The following is a 22,552-nucleotide window of genomic DNA, read 5'->3' as shown; positions in this document are numbered from 1 at the left end:
GGCGGCGGTCCTCAGAGCGGTTCGAGGCCGCGGATCTCCCGGATGCCCAGGCCCGGCGCATCGCTGATGGAGATCTCCGACTCGTTGAAGTTCACGCCGCCATCCACGGGGTCGTATGCGCATAGCGAGGGGCCGTCCAGGTCCACCTTGGTGATCACGTCGGACTTGGCGACCGCCACGTGCACGGCGGCGGCCACGCTGATGCTGGTCTCCAGCATGCAGCCGATCATGCACTCGATGCCGTAGAGGCCGGCGATGTCCGCGATGCGGATGGCGTTGGAGATGCCGCCGGTCTTCATCAGCTTGATGTTGATGATGTCGGCGGCGCGCATGCGGATCAGCTCCATCACCTCGGCGGGACCGAACACGCTTTCGTCGGCCATGATCGGCGTGTGCACGCGCTCGGTGACATAGCGCATGCCTTCCAGGTCACGCGCCTTCACCGGCTGCTCGACCAGTTCCAGCCGAACGCCGGCGTCTTCCAGCGTATGCAGCGCGTAGACCGCTTCCTTGGCGGTCCAGCCCTGGTTCGCGTCGAGGCGGAGCAGGGCACGGTCTTCCACGGCGGCGTAGATCGCGCGGACACGCTCGATGTCCACGCCGATATCCTTGCCCACCTTGATCTTCAACGACTCGAAGCCACGGTCCACCGCGGCGATGGAGTCGGCCACCATCTTGTCGATATAGTCGACGCTGATGGTGATGTCGGTGGTGATGACCGGATCGCCGCCGCCGAGCAGCTTGTAAAGTGGCGCGCCATAGAGCTGGCCCCATAGGTCGTAGACGGCGATCTCCACGGCGGCCTTGGCGCTGGTGTTCTTCTCCATCGTGCCCTGGATCAGTTTCGTGATCCGGTTGAGGTCGGCGATCTCCTGGCCGATGAGGCGGGGTGCGATGTAGTGGCGGATGGCGTCGACGATGGAGCCGTGCGTGTCGCCGGTGATGACCGCCGTGGCCGGGGCTTCACCATAACCCACCCGGCCGTCGTCGGTATGCACCATCACGACGATGTCTTCGACCTTGTCGACCGTACGCAGTGCCGTCTTGAAGGGGGTCTTCAGTGGCACGCGCAGCATGCCGAAGCGGATGTCGGTGATCTTCATGGAATCTCGCTGGGCAGATTAACGGATGCGGACGATGCTGGTCATGCGGTCGACGAAGGTCTTGTCGCCGCTGGCCATCATGGGCAGGAGAGGTGTCACCGAGACCTCGTTGAGCTTGATGTGCCGCAACGTGCCGTCGGCCTGCTTGTAGCTCATGCCGCCGACGTCGTGGATGACATAGGGTTCGCCGTCGATCTTGCCGATCACCATCATGACGTGGCCGGGGATGTAGACCAGGTCGCCCACCTCGAGCGCTTTCGCGGCCTTCACCCGTGCCTCGTGGTTGTCCTTGTCGGTATAGACGGTGTGGGCCAGGCCAGGACTGATGCTCTGGTCGCGCGTGTTGCGTGGCATCTGCACGCCCATGCTGCGGTACACGTCCGAGACGAAGCCGCTGCAGTCGCGGCCGTTATAGGCGTGGCCCCAGCCATAGCGTTCGCCGAGGAACTTGAAGGCCTGGCGGATGATGTTCGCCCTGGTCAATGGCAGGTAGTCGGCCGCGGAATCCTGGTTTCGCTGGAGCAGGGCCGGGTGGAACGAGAGCGCTCCGTCGGTGCCTCGCACCGGCAGGCTCAGTACCCACGAGGTGTACGGGCTCTGCCCGTTCACCGGCTGGTCCGGCGGCAAGGAGGTGTCGAGCGGCACGCGCGTGCCCATGTCCAGCTGGAATTCCGAGAGGGCGGGCGCTTCCGGCGTATACACGGTGAGCGGCTTCGCGCCGGTGACGATCCGGTACGGCGTGGCATCGGCGTGGGCGAAGACGGCCGCGGCATCACCGTAGGCCACGTCTTCCGCGTGCATCCATGCCGCATAGCGCGGGCTGACGACGAACACCCACTTGTCATCCTTGCTCGCATGCACCACCGCGAGCGGGTCGCCGGGGAACAGCGTGCTTTCCTGGAAGCGGTCGATGTCGGTGTCGTCGGCATGGCTGAACACGCGCAGGTCGGTCGGATAGCCGCGCAGGGCGCCTCGACGCACGGCCATGCCATAGCGCGGCGTTACCTGCGCGGGAATGCCGTCGATCGCTGCGTTGTCCATCACGGCGTCGATCGCCGCGGCGGTCACGGGCTTGCCCTCCACATCGAACAAGGGCTTGCTCGGCCGTGACGTCAGCTTCTCGATCCAGCCTTGCACCTGTTCCCGTGGCAACGAGGCCGGAAGGTGGCGGATGTCGTGCATCGACGGGTCCAGCCGCGCCACGCGCTCGTTGATCGCGGCGATGGCGGCGGCGTCGAGCACGGGCTTGTCCGCGTCCGGAAGCCGCGCGACCCAGTACTCCGGCGACAGCTGCGCATCGGCGACGCCGAGGATGCCCGATGGCGGGACCGGCATGTCGCGCGGGGCCGCACAGGCGCCGCCCGCCGTGAGCGCGAGCAGGGTGGCGAGCAAGGTGGGGCGAAACAGGTTCATAGCGAGATCCTTGGTCAGGAGGCCAGCGCCGAGAGCACCGCGGCGACGACGAGACCGAAGCCAGTGCCGAGGATATAACCGAGCAGGGCGAGCAGGACGCCCACCGGCACCAGCGAACGCGAATACGTGGCCGCGAGCACCGGGGTGGCGGCCCCGCCGCCGATATGGGCCAGCGAGGAAATGCCGCAGAGATACAGGTCGAAGTGGAAGACGCGCGCCGCGAGGCCGAGAAGGACCGCGTGCACGGCGATCACCGTGACGCCCGCGAGCAGGTAGAGCGGTGCCGCGGCGATGCCGGCGAAGCTGCTTTGCGAGGCGAGCACGGCCACCACCGAGATCAGCATCGCGCTCGAAACCGCCTGTGCACCGGGCAGGCGAGCCAGTGGCGTATGCGCGGCGACCAGGCCGGCCACGGTCGCGATCAGGATCGTCCATGTCGTCGGCGATACCATGCTGCCTGTCGGCAGCCTCACGCCGAGCACCGCGGACACGGCGGCGACGAGCAGGGCGAGGCCCAGCCAGAGCAGTACGCTATCGGACGTGGCGGGCGCACGCACCGCCGTCTCCGCTACGCTCAGGCTCGCGCTCGACGTGGCCCGCGTCCAGCGATTGAAGGCCGGCGCGAGGCGGGCCACCGCGAACAGCACCACCACCCACATCGAATAGCACAAGGCGTCGGTGAGCAGGGTGGTCGCCAGTGACGTATCCGACATGCCGATGGCCTGCTTCACCGCGATCATGTTCGCCGTGCCACCCATCCAGCTGCCCGACAACGAGGCGAGCGGCATCCATCCCGTGCCGGGCATCCAGTGACGGTAGATCAGGAAGGTGAGCACGAAGGCGATGAACAGGCTGATCGAGGTGCAGACGAAGACACCGAGCACGCGCGGCCCCAGCGCGAGGATCGCGCGAAGGTCGCAGTTGATCATCAGCAGGAAGAGCAGGGCCGGCACCAGCCGGGCGACGAGCATGTTCTGCGCCGCATGGATTTCGGGTGAGGCGGTCCAGAAGCCGGCGACGGACAAGGCCGTCACGGTGAGGTAGGTGAGGACGATGGGCGGAAGGATCTCGAATACCTTCCAGCCGAAACGCCGTTCGATCGCGGGCCAGAAGCCGGCGGCGAGCAGCATCACGGCCAGGTAAGGCCAAACCGACTGGATCACGCGTCCCCTCCCCGGGTGGTGTCGCGACGGTCGTCAGGAATATCTATTCCTAACGAAGTAGCTTGAAGCATAAATTATTGACCGCGCTTTGCAAGCATGTTACACAGCCCTGACGCACGTCCATCCACCACGGTTGCATCGGGGATACCGAACGGTGAAAGCGGCCTTACGAAACGCGACGATTCGCCCGGTGCTGGCGGCGTGCCTGCTCGCCTCGCTAGCCGTCACCTCGGTGCCAGCCCACCCTGTCGCCTCGACCCCGGTGGGAGCCGACCCTGGCGGCGATGCTCCTCCAAGCCCTGTGGGAGCCGACTCCGTCGGCGATGCCCCCTCGAAGCAGATAGATGCCGGCCACTTCAAGACCGCCGAAGCCCTCATCGCCAAGGCACTCACCCAACCCGACCTCACCCCCGCGCAACGCGACACTCTGCTGTTCCAGCGCGAACGCATGCGACGCATCCTGCTCGACTTCACCCTCGACGCCGATGCGGTCAAGACCCGCCTGCGCAAACAGATCCCCGACCTCACCGACGCGGAGTTCGCGAAGTGGGACGCCGCCGGCCTGCTCGAAAAGCAGGTGATCGACGGCCGCACGCTGTACTTCAAGCGTTCTCCGGGGAACCTGTTCCGGATCAGCGCGGAGGCGCGTGAGCGACGCAAGGAACAGACGCCCTTCGACGACGGCCCGAACGAAGTCCTCAACGACCACCACCGCGCCGTGCGCGCCGCCGCCTTGGCAAGTCGTACCAGCAGCGTGCTGCCGCGCCGCGAGAGCGTCACCCAGGTGCTCACGGTGAAGGCCGACGCGGTACCCGCGGGTGAAACGATTCGCGCCTGGATTCCCTATCCACGCGCCATCGCGGGCCAGCAGGAAGGCATCCGCCTCACCGGTAGCGAACCGGCCCGGGTCGATATCGCTCCCGAGTCGAGCCTGCAGCGCACGGCCTACCTCGAAAAGAAGGCCGAAGCGGGCAAACCCACCGAATTCTCGATCACCTACGAGGTGACGCTCTACGCGCGCTATGTCGACATCGATCCGGCGAAGGTGACGCGCACTCCGATCACGCCGGCGCTGGCGCCCTATGTCGCCGAGCGCGCGCCGCACATCGTCTTCACCGAGGCCATGCGCGCGTATTCGAAGCGCGTGGTCGGCAACGAGACGAACCCCTACCGCATCGCGCAGAAGCTGTTCGCCGCCGTGGACACGATTCCCTGGGCGGGTGCGCGCGAATACTCCACGATCTCGAATATCGGCGATTACACCCTGCATGCCGGGCACGGCGATTGCGGCGAGCAGACCCTGCTGCTGATGACCTTGCTGCGCCTCAACGGCATTCCGGCGCGCTGGCAGTCGGGCTGGATCTTCTCCGATGGCAAGTACAACAACATCCACGACTGGGGGCAGGTGTACCTGGCCCCGTATGGGTGGGTACCGATGGACGTGACCTTCGGCCGCCTGCTGGCCGGAGCGGACGCGAAGCCGGGCGACGACGCCCTCGAGTGGTTCTACCTCGGCGGCCTGGATGCCTATCGCATCGCCTTCAACGACGACTACTCGCAGCCGTTCACGCCGCCGAAGACCTTCTTCCGCTCGGAGACGGTCGACTCGCAGCGCGGTGAGGTCGAGTGGAAGGGCGGCAACCTGTATTTCGACCAGTGGGATTACGACTTCCGGTGGCACCGTGTCGATACACCGCGCGGGGGCGGTGGCACGGCGCCCTGACCGGGTAACGCACGACAACCCGAAACATCATCTTATGGGAGTGGGGAGATGGGGGACATGAAGACGAACCGGCGCATGTTGCGTCACGGCGCCTTGTGCATGGCGATCGGCCTGGGCCTCGCCCTGTCCGGCAGCGCCTCCGCCGCGAATACCGACGGCACGATCGTCGGTCGCACCAAGGCGGGCGCGACCGTTACCGCGCGCGATCCGGCCACCGGGTTGACACGTACGGTAACCGCCGACGACGCGGGCAACTTTCGCCTGCCGTACCTGCCGGTCGGCCGTTACCAGGTGGACAGCAGCAAGGACGGCAAGCCGGTGGCGACCACCGCGGAGGTGACGGTGAGCCTCGGCAACGCCACCACGGTGAACCTCGTCGAGCGCGGCGCAACCGGCACCACCGAGCTCGAAGGCGTGCAGGTGAGCGCGCCGGTCGTCATCTCCGCGGTGGATGTCAGCTCCACCGAAACCGCGACGAACATCAGCCGCGAGGAAATCCGCCGCCTGCCCGTGGACCAGAACGTGCAGTCGGTGGCCTTGCTGGCGCCCGGCGTGAACAAGGGCAACGCCGGCTTCGGCGGCATCTCGTTCGGCGGTTCGTCCGTGGCCGAGAATTCGTTCTACGTGAACGGCCTCAATGTCACCGACTTCTACAACCGCAACGGTTTCTCCGAGGCACCCTTCGCGTTCTACCAGGAATTCCAGGTCAAGACCGGGGGCTATTCCGTCGAGTTCGGCCGCACCACCGGCGGTGTCGTCAATGCCGTGACCCGCTCGGGAACGAACGAGTTCAAGGCCGGCGCGGAGATGACCTTCGAGCCCAGTTCCTGGCAGGCCACGACGAAAAACCGCTATTGGGACGGCGAGCGCTACATTACCTCGTCCGAAGACCACTACTCGCGTACCAAGATGAACGTGTATGCGTCCGGCCCGATCGTGAAGGACAAGCTGTTCTTCTTCGCGATGTACGAAGCCCGTGGATACACGCCGCAGAACACCGATAACCAGGGCACCGTGCTCACCCAGAACGACACCGACTCCGGTTTCTGGGGCGCCAAGATCGACTGGCACATCAACGACAAGAACCTGTTCGAGTTCATGGCGTTCTCCGATAAGGACAAGAACGTCGGCTCGGTCTACAACTACGATTACGCCACGCACACCAAGAGCGACAAGAACGACGAGATCTACAGCGATACCGGCGGCCGCAACTGGAACGGTACCTTCACCAGCTACCTCGTCGACAACCTGTCGATGAAGCTGATGTACGGCCGTAACGAACGCGAGGACTTCACCCGGGCCCAGTCCGATATCGACTGCAATCCGGTGGCGAAGGTATCGGCGGTGCCGGGGCCAGGTGTCCCGCTGGGCTGTAGCACCAGCACCGCGGTGATCAAGCGTAACGACACGCGCAAGCAAGGCCGCGCCGACTTCGAATGGACGCTGGGCGACCACCTGGTCCGTTTCGGTTACGACCATGAGGTGGACACGTCCGACTATTCGCGCCACTACCCCGGCCCGGGCGCGTATTACTACAACATCTACGCCACGACGCCGGGTGCCACCATCGAAAACGGCGGCGTGGTGCCGGCAGGGTACAACGCCTATGTGCGTGCGCGCCGTTACGAGATCGCGGGTACGTTCGAGACGACCAACAACGCCTTCTACCTCGAGGACAACTGGAACATCACGCCGGACTTCCTGTTGAACGCGGGCCTGCGCCGCGATGCCTTCGACAACAAGACGGGCGAGGGGTCCAGCTACATCAAGATGGACAACATGATCGCGCCGCGCCTGGGCTTCTCCTGGGACCTCAAGGGCGACGGCACGACCAAGATCTTCGGCAACCTCGGCCGGTACTACCTGCCGGTGGCCAACGTGATCAACATCAAGCAGGCCGGTGGCCTGCTCGACCAGCGCACCTACTACGCCTTCGACGGGTACCAGGTACTCGATCGCAACGGTTCGCCTTACGCCCTGCCGATTCTCGGGCCGCAGATCGGCCCGGTGGACGATTCACAGGGCAATGGCCGCGTAGGCGACCTGCGTGCCGAAGTCGACAAGAACATGGATTCGGTCTATCAGGACGAGGCCATCCTCGGCTTCCAGCAAGCCATCACGGACAAGTGGTCGTGGGGCGTGAGCGGAACGTACCGGAAACTGCACAATGCCATCGACGACATGGAGATCAGTGCCACGCCACAGTGCGGCGGCGATGGTTACATCGGCTACGTGATGGGCAATCCGGGCCGCAAGCTCACCGTGTATGGCGACACCAATTGCGACGGCACGCCCGACGGCTACATCAATATCGATACCTCGAAGCAGGGGTGGGCGATGTACGACGCCGACGGCAATTACCTCGGCCAGCGCGGTTGGAAGAAGCCCCGGCGCTCGTTCGGCTCGCTGGAGTTCCAGGTCGACCGCGCGTGGGACGAGAAGTGGATGTTGAACGCGTCGTACGTGCTGTCGTGGAGCCGTGGCAACGCCGAGGGGCCGGTGAATTCCGATACCAATTTCGACGACACCGGCCGTACGGAGAACTTCGACGATCCTTGGGTCAACCTGTCCGGAGGCTACCTTCCGAACGATCACCGCCACCAGTTCAAGGTTCGCGGAACCTATGCGATCAGCAAGCAGTGGCAAGTGGGCGCCGACCTGACGGCCCTTTCCGGCAGCCCGATCACCGGCTATGGCGTAGGTAATCCGTACGACGCCACCGTGTACCACAGCTACTTCATCTGCGTGGAGAACTGCGCCGATCCCGTGTCCCAGAACCGCGTCTACCAGCGGTCGCCGCGAGGCGAGGACCGTACGCCCTGGACCTTCAACCTCAACGCCAGCATCACCTACCTGCTGCCATTGGATGAGAAGAACAACCTTCGCGTGAAGTTCGCGGTGTATAACCTGCTCAACCAGCAACGCACGCTCGGCGTCGACCAGGACTTGCAAACCTCGGTCGGCGGGCTGAATCCCACGTACCTGCAACCCCAGCGCTTCCAGTCGCCCCGTTTCGGCCAGCTGACCGTCTCGATCGACTTCTAAGCCAAGGCCAGGAAATCGGGGGGAATTCAGGAGGTGGAATGTGGGTGGAGTGGTGTAACTACGGGAGGCACGAATGAAGCGAACCCTTGGCCTGGCCTTGCTGTTCTGCGCGGCCGCGCAGGCGCAGGACCATCCGCTCACGCTGGACACGCACGTCGACATTCCCCTGTCGTACATGCACGACCCGAAGTTCGACGCCGGCAAGGACGGTCCGCTCAAGGTGGACCTGCCGAAGATGCGCCGCGGCGGTCTCGACGCAGCGTTCTTCGTGATCTATGTGGAGCAGGGACCGTCGACCCCGGCGGGGTACGCGAAGGCGGTGGCACAGGCGGCGCGCAAGTACGATGCCATCGACCGGATGCTGAAGCGGTATCCCGAGTGGATCCGGGCGGCACGCACGCCGGCGGATGTCCGTGCGAACAAGGCGGCCGGGCGGTTGTCGGCCATGATAGGCATCGAGAACGGCTATTCGCTCGGGCACGACCTGAAGCGCCAGGACGCGGCCTATGCGCGGGGTGCGCGTTACATCGGGCTGGCGCACGTCGGCAACAACGACCTCTGTGGCAGTTCGTTGCCCCGCAAGGAGCTGGGCGACAAGGTGGACAGCAACCTCGGCCTGACCGATTTCGGCCGGCAGGTGGTGACGCGGGCCAATGCGCTGGGGATGATGGTGGACGTGTCGCATGCGTCGGACGCCTGCGTCCGCGATGTCCTCGCGTTGTCGAAGGCGCCGATCATCGCGTCGCATTCGTCGTCCCGGGCCGTCACCGATCATCCACGCAACCTGCCCGACGACCTGCTGGCAGCCATCGCCGCGAAGGGTGGCGTCGTCCAGGCCGTGGCGTACAAGGAGTTCCTGAAGAAGGATCCGGAGCGGGCGGCCGCCGAGAAGGCCTTGCAGACGCGGGTGGCACGCGAGGCGGGCGACAAGGAATACGACAGCGAAAAGCATGATTACCTGCCGTCGTATATCGAGGGCATGAAGGCTATCCAGCGCGAGCATCCTCTCGCCACCCTGGACGATTTCCTCGACCACATCCAGCACATGGTGAAGGTGGCGGGTATCGACCATGTGGGCATCGCCTCGGACTTCGACGGGGGTGGCGAGATCACCGGGTGGATGGACGCCTCGGAGACGCGCAACGTGACCGCCGCGCTGAAGCGGCGCGGCTTCTCCGACCAGGACATCGCGAAGCTCTGGAGTGGCAACCTGCTGCGTGTATGGGCGGCCGATGAAGCCGCTTCCGCCGCGTCGCTCGACGCCCTCGTCGACGAGGCGATGTCGCGCTATCGCATTCCCGGCATCGCGGTCGGGGTGATCCAGGATGGCAAGGTGGCCTATACGCGCACGGCGGGCGAACTCGTCGCCGGTTCAGGCCGCAAGGTGGACGGGCGGACCCTGTTCAAGATCGCTTCGAACAGCAAGGCCATGACCACGGCGCTGCTGGCACGGCTGGTCGCGGCAGGCAAGCTGGATTGGAGCGATCCGGTGACGAAGTACCTGCCGGACTTCCGCATGAACGATCCATGGGTGACCCGCGAAATCCAGGTACGCGACCTGGTTATCCACAACAGCGGCCTGCGCGAAGGCGCGGGTGACCTGATGCTCTGGCCGGAACCGAACGACTTCGCGCGCAAGGACATCCTCGCCGGCCTCGCTTACCTCAAGCCGGAACACAGCTTCCGTTCGCGTTACGCCTACGACAACCTCCTTTACGTCGTGGCGGGCGAGGTAGCCGCGGCGGCTGGCGGTGCCTCCTACGAAACGCTATTGCGCCGCGAGGTGTTCGAGCCGTTGGGACTCTCCCGATGCCAGGTCGGCCGCTGGTCGCGCGACGGCGTGGGGAATGTCGCCCAACCCCATCGACAGGGGGAGCACGGCAACGAAGTGGTGAACGGCGATGCGGCGACGGTTCCCGCGATCACCTCCGCCGCCGCGGGCGGCGTGCGCTGCGACCTCGACGACATGCTCCGCTGGGCCGGCAATTGGCTGGCTCCCGATGCGGCGCAACTGGCATGGCTGAGCGCCGCGCAGCGCGAACCCTTGTGGTCGATCCAGAATCCAATGCCCGTGGGCAAGCGCCGGAAAGCCTGGAACGACACGCATCTCTACGGTTACGGCTATGGCTGGCGGCTGGCCGACGTGGACGGGCAGTGGAGCGTCTCGCACACGGGCACGCTGTCCGGCATGTATTCGACGGTGAGCTTGCTGCCGGAGCGGCGCGGCGGATTCGTGATCCTGATGAACGGAGGGAGCGAGGACGCCCGCGATGCCCTGGCCGCGGCCTTGCTCAAGCGGTTCACGGCACCGGACGAAGCACATACCGTGGACGAATACGCCGACCGCATCGCCGCCGAGTCGTCGGCCCCGGGTGCCTCGCGTGCACCGGACACCTCGTCGCGCGTGGCCGCTTCCGCCAGCGAAGCGAACGGTTTGCTCGGCATCTGGCGCGACCCCTGGTTCGGCGAGGTCAGCATCTGCCCCGGCAAGGAAGGCGTGCGCTTCGCCGCGGTCCGCTCCCCGGTCGTGACCGGTATGCTCGAACGCGTGGGCACGCGTTATCTCGTGCAGTGGAACAGCCCGCGCATGGACGCCGAGCCGTGGCTGGACCTTTCAGCACCGGACCAGCTGCGCCTGACCAAGGTCGATCCCGATGCCGATTTCAGCAACGACTATGAAGACCTGGCTTTCACTCGCGTGCGGGCTTGTCCTTAGCGCGCACGCCACCGATGCCCCGCCACGGGTGTCACCGGCACGCACGCCGCACGAAGCGGGACTCACCGATATGCGTTCGCTGGTGCCCGATATCGCCGAGGACATCCGCTACGCGGGAAGCGACAACTTCACCGGTGCGCCGGTGGATGGCTATCGCTCGGCCAGGTGCCTCCTGCGCACGGCTGCCGCCGAGGCACTGGCGCGCGTGGAGATGCATCTGCGTGAGGACGGGCTGCGCCTGCGCATATGGGACTGCTACCGGCCGGCACGTGCCGTCGCGGCCTTCGTGCGTTGGGCGGGCGATACCGGCGATACACGGACCCAACCCGCGCATTACCCGAACCTCGGCAAGGACAAGCTGCTGGGCGAATACATCGCACCTGTTTCCGGACATAGCCGCGGCGCCACCATCGACCTCACGCTGATGCGCTGTGCAGGGAATCGTTGTGCGCCACTGGACATGGGCACGGACTTCGACTTTTTCGATCCGCGTGCGCATACCGACTATCCGGGCATCACCGCCGCGCAGCGTGTGAACCGCCAGCGCCTGTCCCGCGCGATGGCGGCGGAAGGTTTCGTCAACTACCCGCAGGAATGGTGGCATTACTCGCTGCCTTCCGCGGCCACCGACACGATCTACGACGTTCCCGTGGAGTGAGCATGCGCCTGGTCGTATCGCTGGCCCTTTGTGCCTTCCTCGCCGGCTGCGTCGCGTCGCCATCGCGTGACGTGGCGTTGGACGTATTGATGAAGCGTTACGACGGCGACGGCCCGGGTGCTTCGTTGTTGGTGATACGCGACGGCGTGCCCGTTGTCCGGCGAGGCTACGGGTTCGCCGACCTTGAACGACGCGTGCCGGCCTCGCCGCAAACGAACTATCGCCTTGCCTCGGTGAGCAAGCAGTTCACCGCGACGGCGATCCTCCTGTTGGCCCAGGATGGCAAGCTGTCGCTGGACGACCGCGCCCGCCGCTGGTTGCCCGCGCTGCCCGCCGCGGCCGACGCGATCACCATCCGCCAGTTGCTGAGCCACCAGGGTGGGCTGATCGACTACGAGGACGTCATGCCCGCCGATACGCGGGTGCCGCTGCGCGACAGGGACGTGCTCGACCTGCTCGCCAGGACCGATCGTCTCTATTTCGTTCCAGGCACCTCGTACCGCTACAGCAACGGGGGCTATGCGATGCTCGCGCTGATCGTGGAGAAGGCCTCGGGCAAACCGTTCCAGGATTTCCTTCGCGAGCGCATCTTCCTGCCATTGGGCATGGCGAACACCCTGGCCTATGTGCGGGAAGGGCCGCCCGTGCCACACCGGGCCTTCGGATACAGCGCCGAGGGCGGGCGCTGGGTCCGTACGGACCAGAGCATGACAAGCTCGGTGTTGGGAGATGGCGGCATCTATTCCTCGATCGACGACCTGGCGCGTTGGGATGCCGCTCTATACGACGACCGGCTCTTGAGCGACGCGTCGCGCAAGGCCGCCTTCACGCCCTGGACGCCCACCGACGATCCCTCGGTACGATACGGCTACGGCTGGCGGATCACCGGCGAGACGCTGTGGCATTCGGGCGAGACCATCGGCTTCCGCAATGTGATCGTGCGATATCCGGGACGTCACCTCACCGTGATCCTGCTGACCAACCGCAACGACCCCGAGCCTTACAAGACAGCGGTGCACATCGCGAACCTCTATCTGTAGCGTCGCCTCACAGATCCGATAACGGCCCGGGACGACCCTGGATAGCGACCTGGATGAACCTGGTGGGAGTCTGGTGGGAGCCGACCTTGTCGGCGATCCCGCGGCAGCGGGCCAGCCACCCTCACCCCCATGTCTTATCATAGGCAGTCCCCCCGCGACCGCACGGATCCCCGATGTCCACGTTCCGCTTCGCCCTGGCCCAGTACGACTTCCCGGTAGGCGCCACCGCTCAGAACGCCCGGCGCGTGAAGGCACTGGCCGATGAAGCGCGGGATCGCCTTGGTGCTTCGCTGGTCGCCTTTCCCGAATTGACCCTCTCGGGCTATCCGCCCGAAGACCTGCTCCAGCGCCCGAGCTTCCTCGAAGCCTGTGGGCGCGAACTCGCGGCGCTCGCACCGGAGATCCGCGGTATCTCGGCCGTCGTGGGCCATCCCGAAACGCGCGGTGAAGTCTTCAATGCCGCCTCGCTGATCCGCGAAGGCAAGGTCGAGTGGACCTATCAGAAGCAGGCCCTGCCCAATTACACCGTCTTCGACGAAAAACGTTATTTCCAGCATGGCCAGGCCACGCGGGTTTTCGTGATCGAAGGCGTGCGCGTGGGCATGCTCATCTGCGAGGACATCTGGGAGGCCGAACCGGCCGCCCATGCCGCGCAGGCGGGGGCGGAACTGATCCTGGTGATCAATGCCTCGCCCTACGACCGCCGGCAGGCGGCCACGCGCGAGGAATTGCTGCGCCAGAGGGCCACGGAGAACGGGGTGCCCATCGCCTACGTGAACCTGGTCGGTGGCCAGGACGACCTGTTGTTCGATGGCCATTCCGTGCTCGTGCAGTCCGACGGCGAAGTGGTCGCCCGCGCGCCGTCGTTCGAGGAAATGCTGCTCACCGTGGAATACGACACCGTGACGAAGCGCCTCGCCGCGATCGACTGGCCGGCTCAGGACACGCGTTCGCCGGAAGCGATCATGTACGCGGGCCTCGTGCGCGGCGTGCGCGACTACATCGGCAAGAATGGCTTTTCCGGCGTGCTGCTGGGACTTTCCGGCGGCATCGATTCGGCACTCACGTTGGCGATCGCCGTCGATGCGCTCGGCAAGGACAAGGTCACGGCCGTGATGATGCCCACGGTGTACACGTCCGACCTGTCATTGCGCGAAGCGAAGGCGCAGGCGGAGCACCTGGGCGTCGAGTACCACGTGTTGCCGATCGAGGGGATCTACGAGGCCTTCACCGGCACGTTGGCGCCGGTGTTCGAAGGGCGCGGGCCCGACATCACCGAGGAGAACCTGCAATCGCGTGCGCGCGGCGTGCTGCTCATGGCGATGTCGAACAAGACCGGCAAGCTGTTGCTTTCCACGGGTAACAAGAGCGAAATGGCGGTCGGTTACGCCACCCTCTATGGCGACATGTGCGGCGCCTATGCGCCACTCAAGGATGTCTACAAGACCACCGTCTACAGCCTCTCGCGCTGGCGCGCGGCCATCGATGGCGCGATCCCTATGGCGGTCATCGACCGCCCGCCGTCCGCCGAACTGCGCCACGAGCAGACCGACCAGGATTCCCTTCCGCCTTACGACGAACTCGATGCCATCCTCGAGCACTTCATCGAGGGCGAGGCATCGGCCGAGGACATCATCGCCGCCGGCCACGACGACGCGACGGTACGCCGGGTGATCCGCATGGTCTTCATCAACGAGTTCAAGCGCCGCCAGGCGGCGCCAGGGCCCCGTGTGACCACGAAAGCCTTCGGCCGCGAACGCCGCTACCCGATCACCTCCGGCTGGCGCTGACCCCATCTCGATCGCTGTTGTGGACCCAGCTGTTGTGGGAGCCGACCTTGTCGGCGATCCCGCGGCAGCGGGCCAGTTCATCGCAAGCACCCATCGCCGACAAGGTCGGCTCCCACAAACAGCTGGCTTGACTAGAGGGTCGGCTCCCACAAACAGCTGGCATCACCAGAAGGTAGGCTCCCACCAGGGGACCGTGCCTTTTCGCGAAAACGAAAAAGCCGGCTTGCGCCGGCTTTTTCGTCGAACCCCCGGAAGGTCAGTGGTGACCCGAGAACGGGATCGCCTTGCGCCAGATCGAAGGGTGGTGCGGCCAGTTCGGGTCCGTGAGGTACGGGTGGTCCGGGTAGTTCAGGGCCAGCACCTGGCGGGTCTGGTCGGCCAGCGGCTTGCGGTCCAGGGCGATATAGCTGCGCGTGAGGATGGCCAGCGCGTCGGCGGTCTCCGGCGACTGCTGGTAGTGCTCGATCACGTACTGGGCGCGGTCGGCCGAGGCGATGTACGCCTTCGTGCGCAGGTAGTACTCGGCCACGTTGACCTCGAACCGGGCCAGCTGGTTGCGCAGGAAGATCATGCGCTGGCGGGCGTCGGTGGCATACGCGCTGTTCGGATACCGCCGGGTCAGCTGGCTGAAATCGTCGAAGGCGGTGAGGTTGAAACCCTGGTCGCGGCGGGTGGAAGCGCTGTTGCCACGCTGCAGGTAACGCTCGATCAGGCCGCCGGTTCGGTCGAAATTGATCAGACCGCGCAGGTAATAGGCATAATCAGCATGCTTATGGGTCGGAAACGTCTTGATGAAACGGTTGATCGTCGAGTAAGCGTCGTCCGGCTTGTTGTCTTTGTACTGCGCGTACGCGAGTTCGATCTGGGACTGCTCGTTGATGTCGCCCGACGGGAACCGAGCGATGAGGCGTTCATACGCCTTTTCCGCCGCGGCATAGTCGGAATGCTCCAGCGAGTCGTGGGCCGTGGCATAGAGCCGGTCGACCGGCATCGTGTCGATCGTCTCCTTCTTGCTGCGGAACATCGAGCAGGCGCTCATCGACAGGGCGAGGACGAGCAGAATGGTGATCTTGGTTGCACGCATTGAGAGAGTTCGGATGCTTGAGCGAAAGGGCATGATAGCCGAAACCGGCCGTGGGCCGGGCGGGGCGGTATGACGACGGTCAGACATGAGGCCACCGTGCCGGTGGCGGCGGCGGGTCGGCGTTTCGACCAGTCCCTGGCCGAGATGTTCCCCGATTATTCCCGATCCCGCCTCACGGGCTGGATCAAGGAGGGGAAGGTCCTGCTGGACGGGGCCCGGGTGGCCCCGCGCCACCTGCTCCGGGGCGGCGAGCGGGTGGAGCTCGAGGCCGAGCTGGAGAGCGAGGTGGATGCCCAGCCCGAGGACATCGCGCTGGATATCCGCTACGAGGACGGCGACCTCATGGTGGTGGACAAGCCCATGGGGCTGGTCGTCCATCCCGGGGCGGGCAACGCCGCCGGGACCATGCTCAACGCCTTGCTGCACCACAATCCGGCCCAGGCCGAGTTGCCGCGCGGCGGTATCGTCCATCGGCTGGACAAGGACACCGCAGGCCTGATGGTGGTGGCCAAGAGCATCGCGGCGCATACGGCGCTGGTGGCGATGCTGTCCCGGCATGACGTGCACCGGCAGTACGAGGCGGTGGTGCTGGGCACCATGGTGGCCGGCGGCACCGTGGACCAGCCCATCGGAAGGCACCAGCACGATCGCCTGAAGCAGGGCGTGCGTGACGTGGAGGACGGCGGCAAGGAAGCGATCACCCACTATCGCGTGCGCGAGCGCTTCCGCGCGCACAGCGTGATCCAGTGCAACCTGGAAACCGGACGCACCCATCAGATCCGCGTGCATATGGCCCACCTCGGCCACCCGCTGGTCGGCGACCAGCTCTATGGCAACGGGCTGCGCCTGCCGCGCGGCGCCAGCCAGGAGCTGATCGACGCGCTGCGCGGATTCCGCCGCCAGGCCCTGCACGCCGAGAAGCTGGCCTTCGAGCACCCCGTGACCGGGGAATACCTCGAGTTCGATTCGCCGCGCCCGGCCGACCAGGAGGCGCTGATCGAGGCGCTTCGCGCCGATACGGCGCTGCATCCCATCGAGGACTGAGCATGGACGGCGCCTGGATTGTCCCGGACTGGAACCCCCCGGCGCACGTTCGTGCCACCGTATCCACGCGGCAGGGGCCGGGCATTTCCCAGCCGCCGTACGACCGGCTGAACCTCGGCCTGCGCTCGGGCGACGATCCCGCTGCGGTCGTGTCGAACCGGGAAGCCCTGGCGGCGGCCCTGGACCTGCCCGGGCCGCCGTTGTGGCTGCGCCAGGTGCACGGCACCGAAGTGGCCGAAGCCGGCGTGGAGGGTGACGACGAACCGGTGGCCGATGCCGCCGTGGCCCACGGACCCGGCAAGGTGCTGGCGATCCTCACCGCGGATTGCCTGCCGGTGCTGTTCGCCAGCGCCGACGGCGGCACGATCGGCGCGGCGCATGCGGGCTGGCGGGGGCTTGCCGCCAGCGTGCTGGAGAACACCGTGGCACGGATGGGCGTACCCGCCGGCTCCGTCCTCGCCTGGCTGGGCCCGGCCATCGGCGGCCCCTCCTACGAGGTGGGTGCGGAGGTGCGCGCGGCCTTCGTCGAGGGAGACCCGGGCGCGGAGGAGGCCTTCTCGCCGACACGGCCGGGGCACTGGCTATGCGACTTGTACGTGCTGGCGAGGCGGAGGCTGGCCGCGATCGGGGTGACACGGGTTTCCGGGGGCGGCTTCGATACGTACCGGGACGAGCGGCTTTATTCGTACCGGCGCGATGGCGCGGTCAGCGGGCGGTTCGCTTCGCTGATCTGGACGCCTTGACGCGGCTCAAGGCGCGGTCATCGGCGTCGGCACGTAGATTTCGGGCTTCACCCGCGGCGGTTCCGTCAACGCATGCAGGAACGCATTGCGCCATGCGGTGATGTCGTTGCGCTCGAGCACGTCCATCATCGACTGCCAGCGCATGCGGCGTTCCTTCTGTGGCATCTCCAGGGCGCGTTTCAGCGCCTCGGACACCTCGTCCAGGTCGGAAGGGTTCACCAGCAGTGCCGCATCCAGTTCCTGCGCCGCACCCGCGAAGCGGGACAGCACGAGCACGCCGGGATCTTGCGGGTCCTGGCAGGCGACGTATTCCTTCGCGACGAGGTTCATGCCGTCGCGAAGCGGCGTGACCAGGCCGACCTTGGCCACGCGGAAATAACCCGCCAGCACCTTGTGCGCGAACGACTTGTTCACGTAACGGATCGGCACCCAGTCCGGCTCGGCGTACTGCCCGTTGATATGCCCCGCGCTGCGTTCGAGCTCCCGTCGCAGCGAGCGGTATTCCGGCACGTCGGAGCGCGATGGCGGTGCGATCTGTAACAGCGAGACGCGGCCGCGCATCTCCTTATGGTCGCGCAGCAGGCGGGCGAATCCCTCGAAACGCTCGGGCAGGCCCTTGGAATAGTCGAGGCGGTCCACGCCGATGATCAGCGCGCGGTCGTCGATCGAGGCCCTGAGCTTGGCGACCGCGCCGCTGTCCTCGGCGCGGTGGGCGAGTTCGACGGCTTCGGCCGTGTCGATGCTGATCGGGAACACGCCGGCGCGGAAGATCCGTCCGTTGGCGGCGCGGATGCGGCCGCCCGTGCGCATGGCGGCGCCCAGTTCATGCAGGAAGTAATCCTCCAGCGCGCGCAGGTCGCGCTGGGTGTGCAGGCCCACCAGGTCGTACGAGGCCAGGGGTTCGAGCAGTTCGCGGTGTCGGGGCAGGGTGATCAACAGGCCGGCCGCGGGCAGGGGCGTGTGCAGGAAGAAGCCGATCTTGTTCTCGACGCCGAGTTCGCGAAGCATCGCCGCGAGCGGAATCAGGTGGTAATCGTGGACCCAGACGATGTCGTCTTTCCGGATCAGCTTCGCCACGCGCTTGGCGAAGACGCGGTTGACACGCAGATAACCTTCGAGGTGGTCACGCCGGTAATCGACCAGGTCGGCCCGGTAATGGAACAGCGGCCACAAGGCGCGGTTGGCGAAGCCGCTGTAGTAGTCGTCATGGTCCGCCTTGGACATGTCGATGGTCGCGTAGCTGATGTGTCCGTCCTGGACTTCGTGCACTTCCTTGCCGGTCTCGGCGGCGAGGTTGCCGCTCCACCCGAACCACAGTCCCCCCATTTCCTGCAGCGCCGCGTTCATGGCGGACGCGAGGCCACCGGTTTGCGTCTGCTTGGGCAGTGCCACGCGGTTCGATATGACAACTAGTCGGCTCATCGTGCCCTTGCGGCTCCCTGCGTCAGCGTGGCGTTCACGGAATCCAGCCAAGCATGGACGGCAGCCGGGCTAGGCAATGTGAACGTGGCCTGCGAGGGCGTCCGTGTGCCGACGCGAACGGATGCGCCGCCGCGTTCGTTGACCACGGCGAAGGCGTGTTCGTCGGTGAGGTCGTCGCCGAGGTAGACCGGCGCGCGGCCGCGGAAGGGCGGTGAATCGAGGAAGGCGGCGACGGCCACGCCCTTGTCCATCCCGCGCGGCTTGAACTCGTAGACGTAGCTGCCCGGTTGCAGTTCGAATCCGGGAAAACGCGCGGCGATGGCCGGGGCGATCCGGTCAAGCTCGTCCGCGCGCTCGGGATGCTCGCGGCAGTGCAGCGCCACCGACCAGCTCTTGTCTTCCACGCGCACGCCCGGCAGGGCCGATGCGATGTCGTGGACGATGTCGCGTAGCCGGGCCAGTTCGTCCGTGTCCACGGGAACGGTGCTCGTGCGGCCTTCGCCGTCACGCCGTTCGAGGCCGTGTTGCCCGGCGGCGGCCCAGGCGGTCCTGCCGAAGATACGGTCGAGGCCGGCGATGGCGCGGCCACTGACCAGGGCCATGGCACCTCCCAGCGCCTGGTTCAGCCCATCCAGGGTGTCCAGCATCCCGGGCGGCAGGAAAACGGCTTCGGGGTCGTCGGCGAACGCCAGCAGGGTGCCATCGGCATCGAGGAAGAGTGCCGTGTCCGGCGTGACGAGGTCGACGGGCGGTGGAGGCAGGGTGTCGCGGGCGGCTGTCACGAAAGCTCCATCTGGCAGCGATCCCGTCAGGATGCCTTCCGCTACGTGAAAAAAGTGATGCCCTGTTTCCCACCCCGGCGTTGAAGGCGCATGCTTCCACCCGCATCTGTGTGGCCAGAGGCGGTCGCGGGGAGGGCCCGGGGCGCGCCAACACCTTTGGGAGAAAAACCTGATGCGGATGGACAAACTCACCTCGCGGTTCCAGCAGGCCCTGGCGGATGCCCAGTCGCTGGCCGTCGGCCGCGACAACAACATCCTCGAGCCGGTGCACGTGCTTGCGGCGCTGCTCGACCAGCAGGGCGGGTCCACCGCGCCGTTGCTCACCCAGGCGCAGGTCAACGTGCCCGCGCTGCGCCAGCGCATGGGCGAGATACTCGATCGCCTTCCGCGGGTCAGTGGCCAGGAAGGCAACATCAGCCTGGGCAACGACCTCAATCGCCTGTTCAACCTCACCGACAAGCTTGCACAGCAGCGTGGCGACCAGTTCATCGCCAGTGAGTTGTTCGTGCTGGCGGCGCTGGAGGATCGTGGCGAGGTCGGTGGCGCCTTGAAGGCCGCCGGCGCAACGAAGGAACGCATCGAGGCGGCCATCGACAAGCTGCGCGGCGGCGAGAAGGTGCAGTCGGAAAACGCCGAGGAGCAGCGCCAGGCGCTGGAGAAGTACACCATCGACCTCACCGAGCGCGCCGAGGCCGGCAAGCTCGATCCCGTGATCGGCCGCGACGAGGAAATCCGCCGCACGATCCAGGTTTTGCAGCGGCGAACGAAGAACAACCCGGTGTTGATCGGTGAGCCTGGCGTGGGCAAGACCGCCATCGTCGAAGGCCTGGCGCAGCGCATCGTCAATGGCGAAGTGCCCGAGGGACTGCGCGACAAGCGTGTGCTCTCGCTCGACATGGGCGCGCTGATCGCCGGCGCGAAATTCCGTGGCGAATTCGAGGAGCGCCTGAAAGGCGTGCTCAACGACCTGTCCAAGCAGGAAGGCCAGGTGATCCTCTTCATCGACGAATTGCATACCATGGTCGGCGCGGGCAAGGCCGATGGCGCGATGGACGCGGGCAACATGTTGAAGCCCGCGCTGGCGCGTGGCGAACTGCACTGCATCGGTGCGACCACGCTCGACGAATACCGCAAATACGTGGAGAAGGACGCCGCCCTCGAACGCCGCTTCCAGAAGGTGTTCGTGGGCGAACCCAGCGTCGAGGACACGATCGCGATCCTGCGTGGCCTGAAGGAGCGCTACGCCGTGCACCATGGCGTGGAAATCACCGATCCGGCGATCGTCGCCGCGGCGACGCTTTCCGCCCGCTATATTCCGGACCGCCAGTTGCCCGACAAGGCCATCGACCTGATGGACGAGGCCGCGTCGCGCATCCGCATGGAAATCGATTCCAAGCCGGAGGAACTCGATCGGCTCGAACGGCGATTGATCCAGCTCAAGATCCAGCGCGAGATGCTGAAGAAAGAGCAGGATGACGAATCGAAGCAGCGCCTGGCGACGCTCGAGGCCGACATCGAGAAGCTCGACCGCGAGTTCTCCGACCTCAACGAGGTATGGAAGGCGGAGAAGGCCGCGCTGCAGGGCGCCACGAAGATCAAGGAGCAGATCGAGCAGGCTCGCCTGGAACTGGAAGCCGCCCAGCGCCGCCAGGATTACGGTGCGATGAGCGAGATCCAGTATGGCCGGCTGCCGGCGCTGGAAGCCCAGCTCGCCGCCGCGCAAAAGGCGGAGCAGCAGGACTTCACGCTCTTGCAGGACCGCGTCACCGCCGAGGAAATCGCCGAGGTTGTCGCGCGCTGGACGGGTATCCCCGTGGCGAAGATGCTCGAAGGCGAGCGCGAGAAACTCCTGCACATGGAAGATGCGCTGCATGCGCGCGTGGTCGGCCAGGATGAAGCGGTGCGTGCGGTGTCCGACGCGATCCGCCGTGCGCGGGCCGGGCTATCCGATCCCAATCGCCCGTACGGCTCGTTCCTGTTCCTGGGCCCGACGGGCGTGGGCAAGACGGAGTTGTGCAAGGCGCTGGCCGATTTCCTCTTCGATACGCAGGACGCGATGGTGCGCATCGACATGAGCGAGTTCATGGAGAAGCACTCCGTGAGCCGACTGGTCGGCGCGCCTCCGGGTTATGTCGGGTACGAAGAGGGTGGTTATCTCACCGAGGCGGTGCGTCGTCGTCCTTACAGCGTGATCCTGCTCGACGAGGTGGAGAAGGCCCACCCGGATGTCTTCAACATCCTGCTCCAGGTGCTCGACGACGGGCGGCTGACGGACGGCCAGGGCCGCACGGTGGACTTCCGCAACACGGTGATCGTGATGACCTCGAACCTCGGATCGAACCTGATCCAGGAGCAGGCGGGCGACAGCGAGGCCGACTACCTGCAGATGAAGGCGTCGGTGTTGGGCGTGGTGCAGGCGCATTTCCGTCCTGAGTTCATCAACCGCCTGGACGACCTCGTCGTGTTCCGCCCGCTGGACAAGAAGCAGATCCGTTCGATCGCGCGGATACAGCTGGATTACCTGGCGAAACGTCTGGCCGATCGCCAGTTGTCGCTCGACCTTACGGACAAGGCGCTGGATTTGCTGGGCAGCGCGGGCTTCGACCCGGTGTACGGCGCGCGTCCGCTCAAGCGGGCCATCCAGCAGCAGCTGGAAAATCCGTTGGCGCAACGCATCCTGCAGGGTGCTTTCTCGCCCGGGCAGACCGTGCGGGTGGATTCGGACGGGAACCATCTGACGTTCGCGGCGGCCTGATATCGCCGACAGGGTTGGGGGCCCCCCCCCCCCCCCGGGCCGGGGGGGGGGCCCCCCGCCGGGGGCGCCGG

15 protein-coding genes are annotated in these 22,552 nt (G+C 66.0%); 9 read left to right on the top strand and 6 right to left on the bottom strand.

The window, feature by feature from the left end:
• Positions 1-11 precede the first annotated feature (11 nt).
• Genes ACR9ZJ_RS08325 through ACR9ZJ_RS08315 form a run of 3 tightly spaced genes read right to left on the bottom strand, consistent with a single transcriptional unit; the run spans position 12 to position 3,679 of the window.
• Positions 12-1,103: a dipeptide epimerase gene (locus tag ACR9ZJ_RS08325; protein ID WP_481287499.1), complete on the bottom strand. Its 1,092-nt coding sequence runs from the start codon at positions 1,101-1,103 to the stop codon at positions 12-14.
• An 18-nt stretch (positions 1,104-1,121) separates the two neighbouring features.
• Positions 1,122-2,516, bottom strand: a complete 1,395-nt coding sequence (locus tag ACR9ZJ_RS08320; RefSeq protein WP_481287498.1) for an SH3 domain-containing protein — start codon at positions 2,514-2,516, stop codon at positions 1,122-1,124.
• Between the two features lie 14 nt (positions 2,517-2,530).
• Positions 2,531-3,679 (bottom strand): DUF819 family protein, encoded by a 1,149-nt coding sequence (locus ACR9ZJ_RS08315; RefSeq protein WP_481287497.1) that lies wholly within the window; start codon positions 3,677-3,679, stop codon positions 2,531-2,533.
• A gap of 154 nt (positions 3,680-3,833) precedes the next feature.
• Between ACR9ZJ_RS08315 and ACR9ZJ_RS08310 the strand changes: the two genes are divergently transcribed.
• The 6 genes from ACR9ZJ_RS08310 (at position 3,834) to ACR9ZJ_RS08285 (ending at position 14,651) form a co-directional block, all read left to right on the top strand.
• Positions 3,834-5,402, top strand: a complete 1,569-nt coding sequence (locus ACR9ZJ_RS08310; RefSeq protein ID WP_481287496.1) for a transglutaminase-like domain-containing protein — start codon at positions 3,834-3,836, stop codon at positions 5,400-5,402.
• A 57-nt stretch (positions 5,403-5,459) separates the two neighbouring features.
• Positions 5,460-8,447, top strand: coding sequence for a TonB-dependent receptor (locus ACR9ZJ_RS08305; protein WP_481282616.1), 2,988 nt, complete (start codon positions 5,460-5,462; stop codon positions 8,445-8,447).
• A gap of 73 nt (positions 8,448-8,520) precedes the next feature.
• Positions 8,521-11,163 carry a membrane dipeptidase gene (locus tag ACR9ZJ_RS08300; RefSeq protein ID WP_481287495.1) on the top strand — a complete coding sequence of 881 codons (2,643 nt, stop codon included), beginning with the start codon at positions 8,521-8,523 and terminating at the stop codon, positions 11,161-11,163.
• Positions 11,123-11,821, top strand: a complete 699-nt coding sequence (locus ACR9ZJ_RS08295) for a M15 family metallopeptidase (RefSeq protein WP_481287494.1) — start codon at positions 11,123-11,125, stop codon at positions 11,819-11,821. The genes ACR9ZJ_RS08300 and ACR9ZJ_RS08295 overlap by 41 nt, the downstream gene beginning before the upstream one ends.
• 2 nt (positions 11,822-11,823) lie before the next feature.
• Positions 11,824-12,861, top strand: a complete 1,038-nt coding sequence (locus tag ACR9ZJ_RS08290) for a serine hydrolase domain-containing protein (RefSeq protein WP_481287493.1) — start codon at positions 11,824-11,826, stop codon at positions 12,859-12,861.
• A 173-nt stretch (positions 12,862-13,034) separates the two neighbouring features.
• On the top strand, positions 13,035-14,651 hold the full coding sequence (locus tag ACR9ZJ_RS08285) for an NAD+ synthase (RefSeq protein WP_481287492.1): 1,617 nt from the start codon (positions 13,035-13,037) through the stop codon (positions 14,649-14,651).
• 256 nt (positions 14,652-14,907) lie between these two features.
• Here ACR9ZJ_RS08285 and ACR9ZJ_RS08280 read toward each other — a convergent pair whose 3' ends face one another.
• Positions 14,908-15,735, bottom strand: coding sequence for an outer membrane protein assembly factor BamD (locus ACR9ZJ_RS08280; RefSeq protein WP_481282621.1), 828 nt, complete (start codon positions 15,733-15,735; stop codon positions 14,908-14,910).
• A gap of 69 nt (positions 15,736-15,804) precedes the next feature.
• Here ACR9ZJ_RS08280 and rluD point away from each other — a divergent pair, with 69 nt between their 5' ends.
• Together rluD and pgeF are read left to right on the top strand one after the other, a co-directional pair.
• Positions 15,805-16,779 carry a 23S rRNA pseudouridine(1911/1915/1917) synthase RluD gene (gene rluD / locus ACR9ZJ_RS08275; protein WP_481282622.1) on the top strand — a complete coding sequence of 325 codons (975 nt, stop codon included), beginning with the start codon at positions 15,805-15,807 and terminating at the stop codon, positions 16,777-16,779.
• Positions 16,780-16,781: 2 nt separating this feature from the next.
• Positions 16,782-17,522 carry a peptidoglycan editing factor PgeF gene (gene pgeF, locus ACR9ZJ_RS08270; RefSeq protein WP_481287491.1) on the top strand — a complete coding sequence of 247 codons (741 nt, stop codon included), beginning with the start codon at positions 16,782-16,784 and terminating at the stop codon, positions 17,520-17,522.
• Positions 17,523-17,528: 6 nt separating this feature from the next.
• Here pgeF and otsA read toward each other — a convergent pair whose 3' ends face one another.
• Together otsA and otsB are read right to left on the bottom strand one after the other, a co-directional pair.
• Entirely contained in the window at positions 17,529-18,944 is a 1,416-nt protein-coding gene (otsA, locus tag ACR9ZJ_RS08265) for an alpha,alpha-trehalose-phosphate synthase (UDP-forming) (RefSeq protein WP_481282624.1), read from the bottom strand.
• The gene (gene otsB / locus ACR9ZJ_RS08260) at positions 18,941-19,726 is read right to left on the bottom strand and encodes a trehalose-phosphatase (RefSeq protein WP_481282625.1); all 786 of its coding nucleotides are present in this window, start codon (positions 19,724-19,726) and stop codon (positions 18,941-18,943) included. Before otsB ends, otsA begins: the two co-directional genes overlap by 4 nt.
• 172 nt (positions 19,727-19,898) lie before the next feature.
• Here otsB and clpB point away from each other — a divergent pair, with 172 nt between their 5' ends.
• The gene (clpB, locus tag ACR9ZJ_RS08255; protein ID WP_481287490.1) at positions 19,899-22,481 is read left to right on the top strand and encodes an ATP-dependent chaperone ClpB; all 2,583 of its coding nucleotides are present in this window, start codon (positions 19,899-19,901) and stop codon (positions 22,479-22,481) included.
• The last annotated feature ends 71 nt before the right edge of the window (positions 22,482-22,552 follow it).

The organism is Luteibacter sp. KNZ12-1A (assembly GCF_056755675.1).
This window is presented reverse-complemented; position numbering and strand designations above follow the sequence as displayed.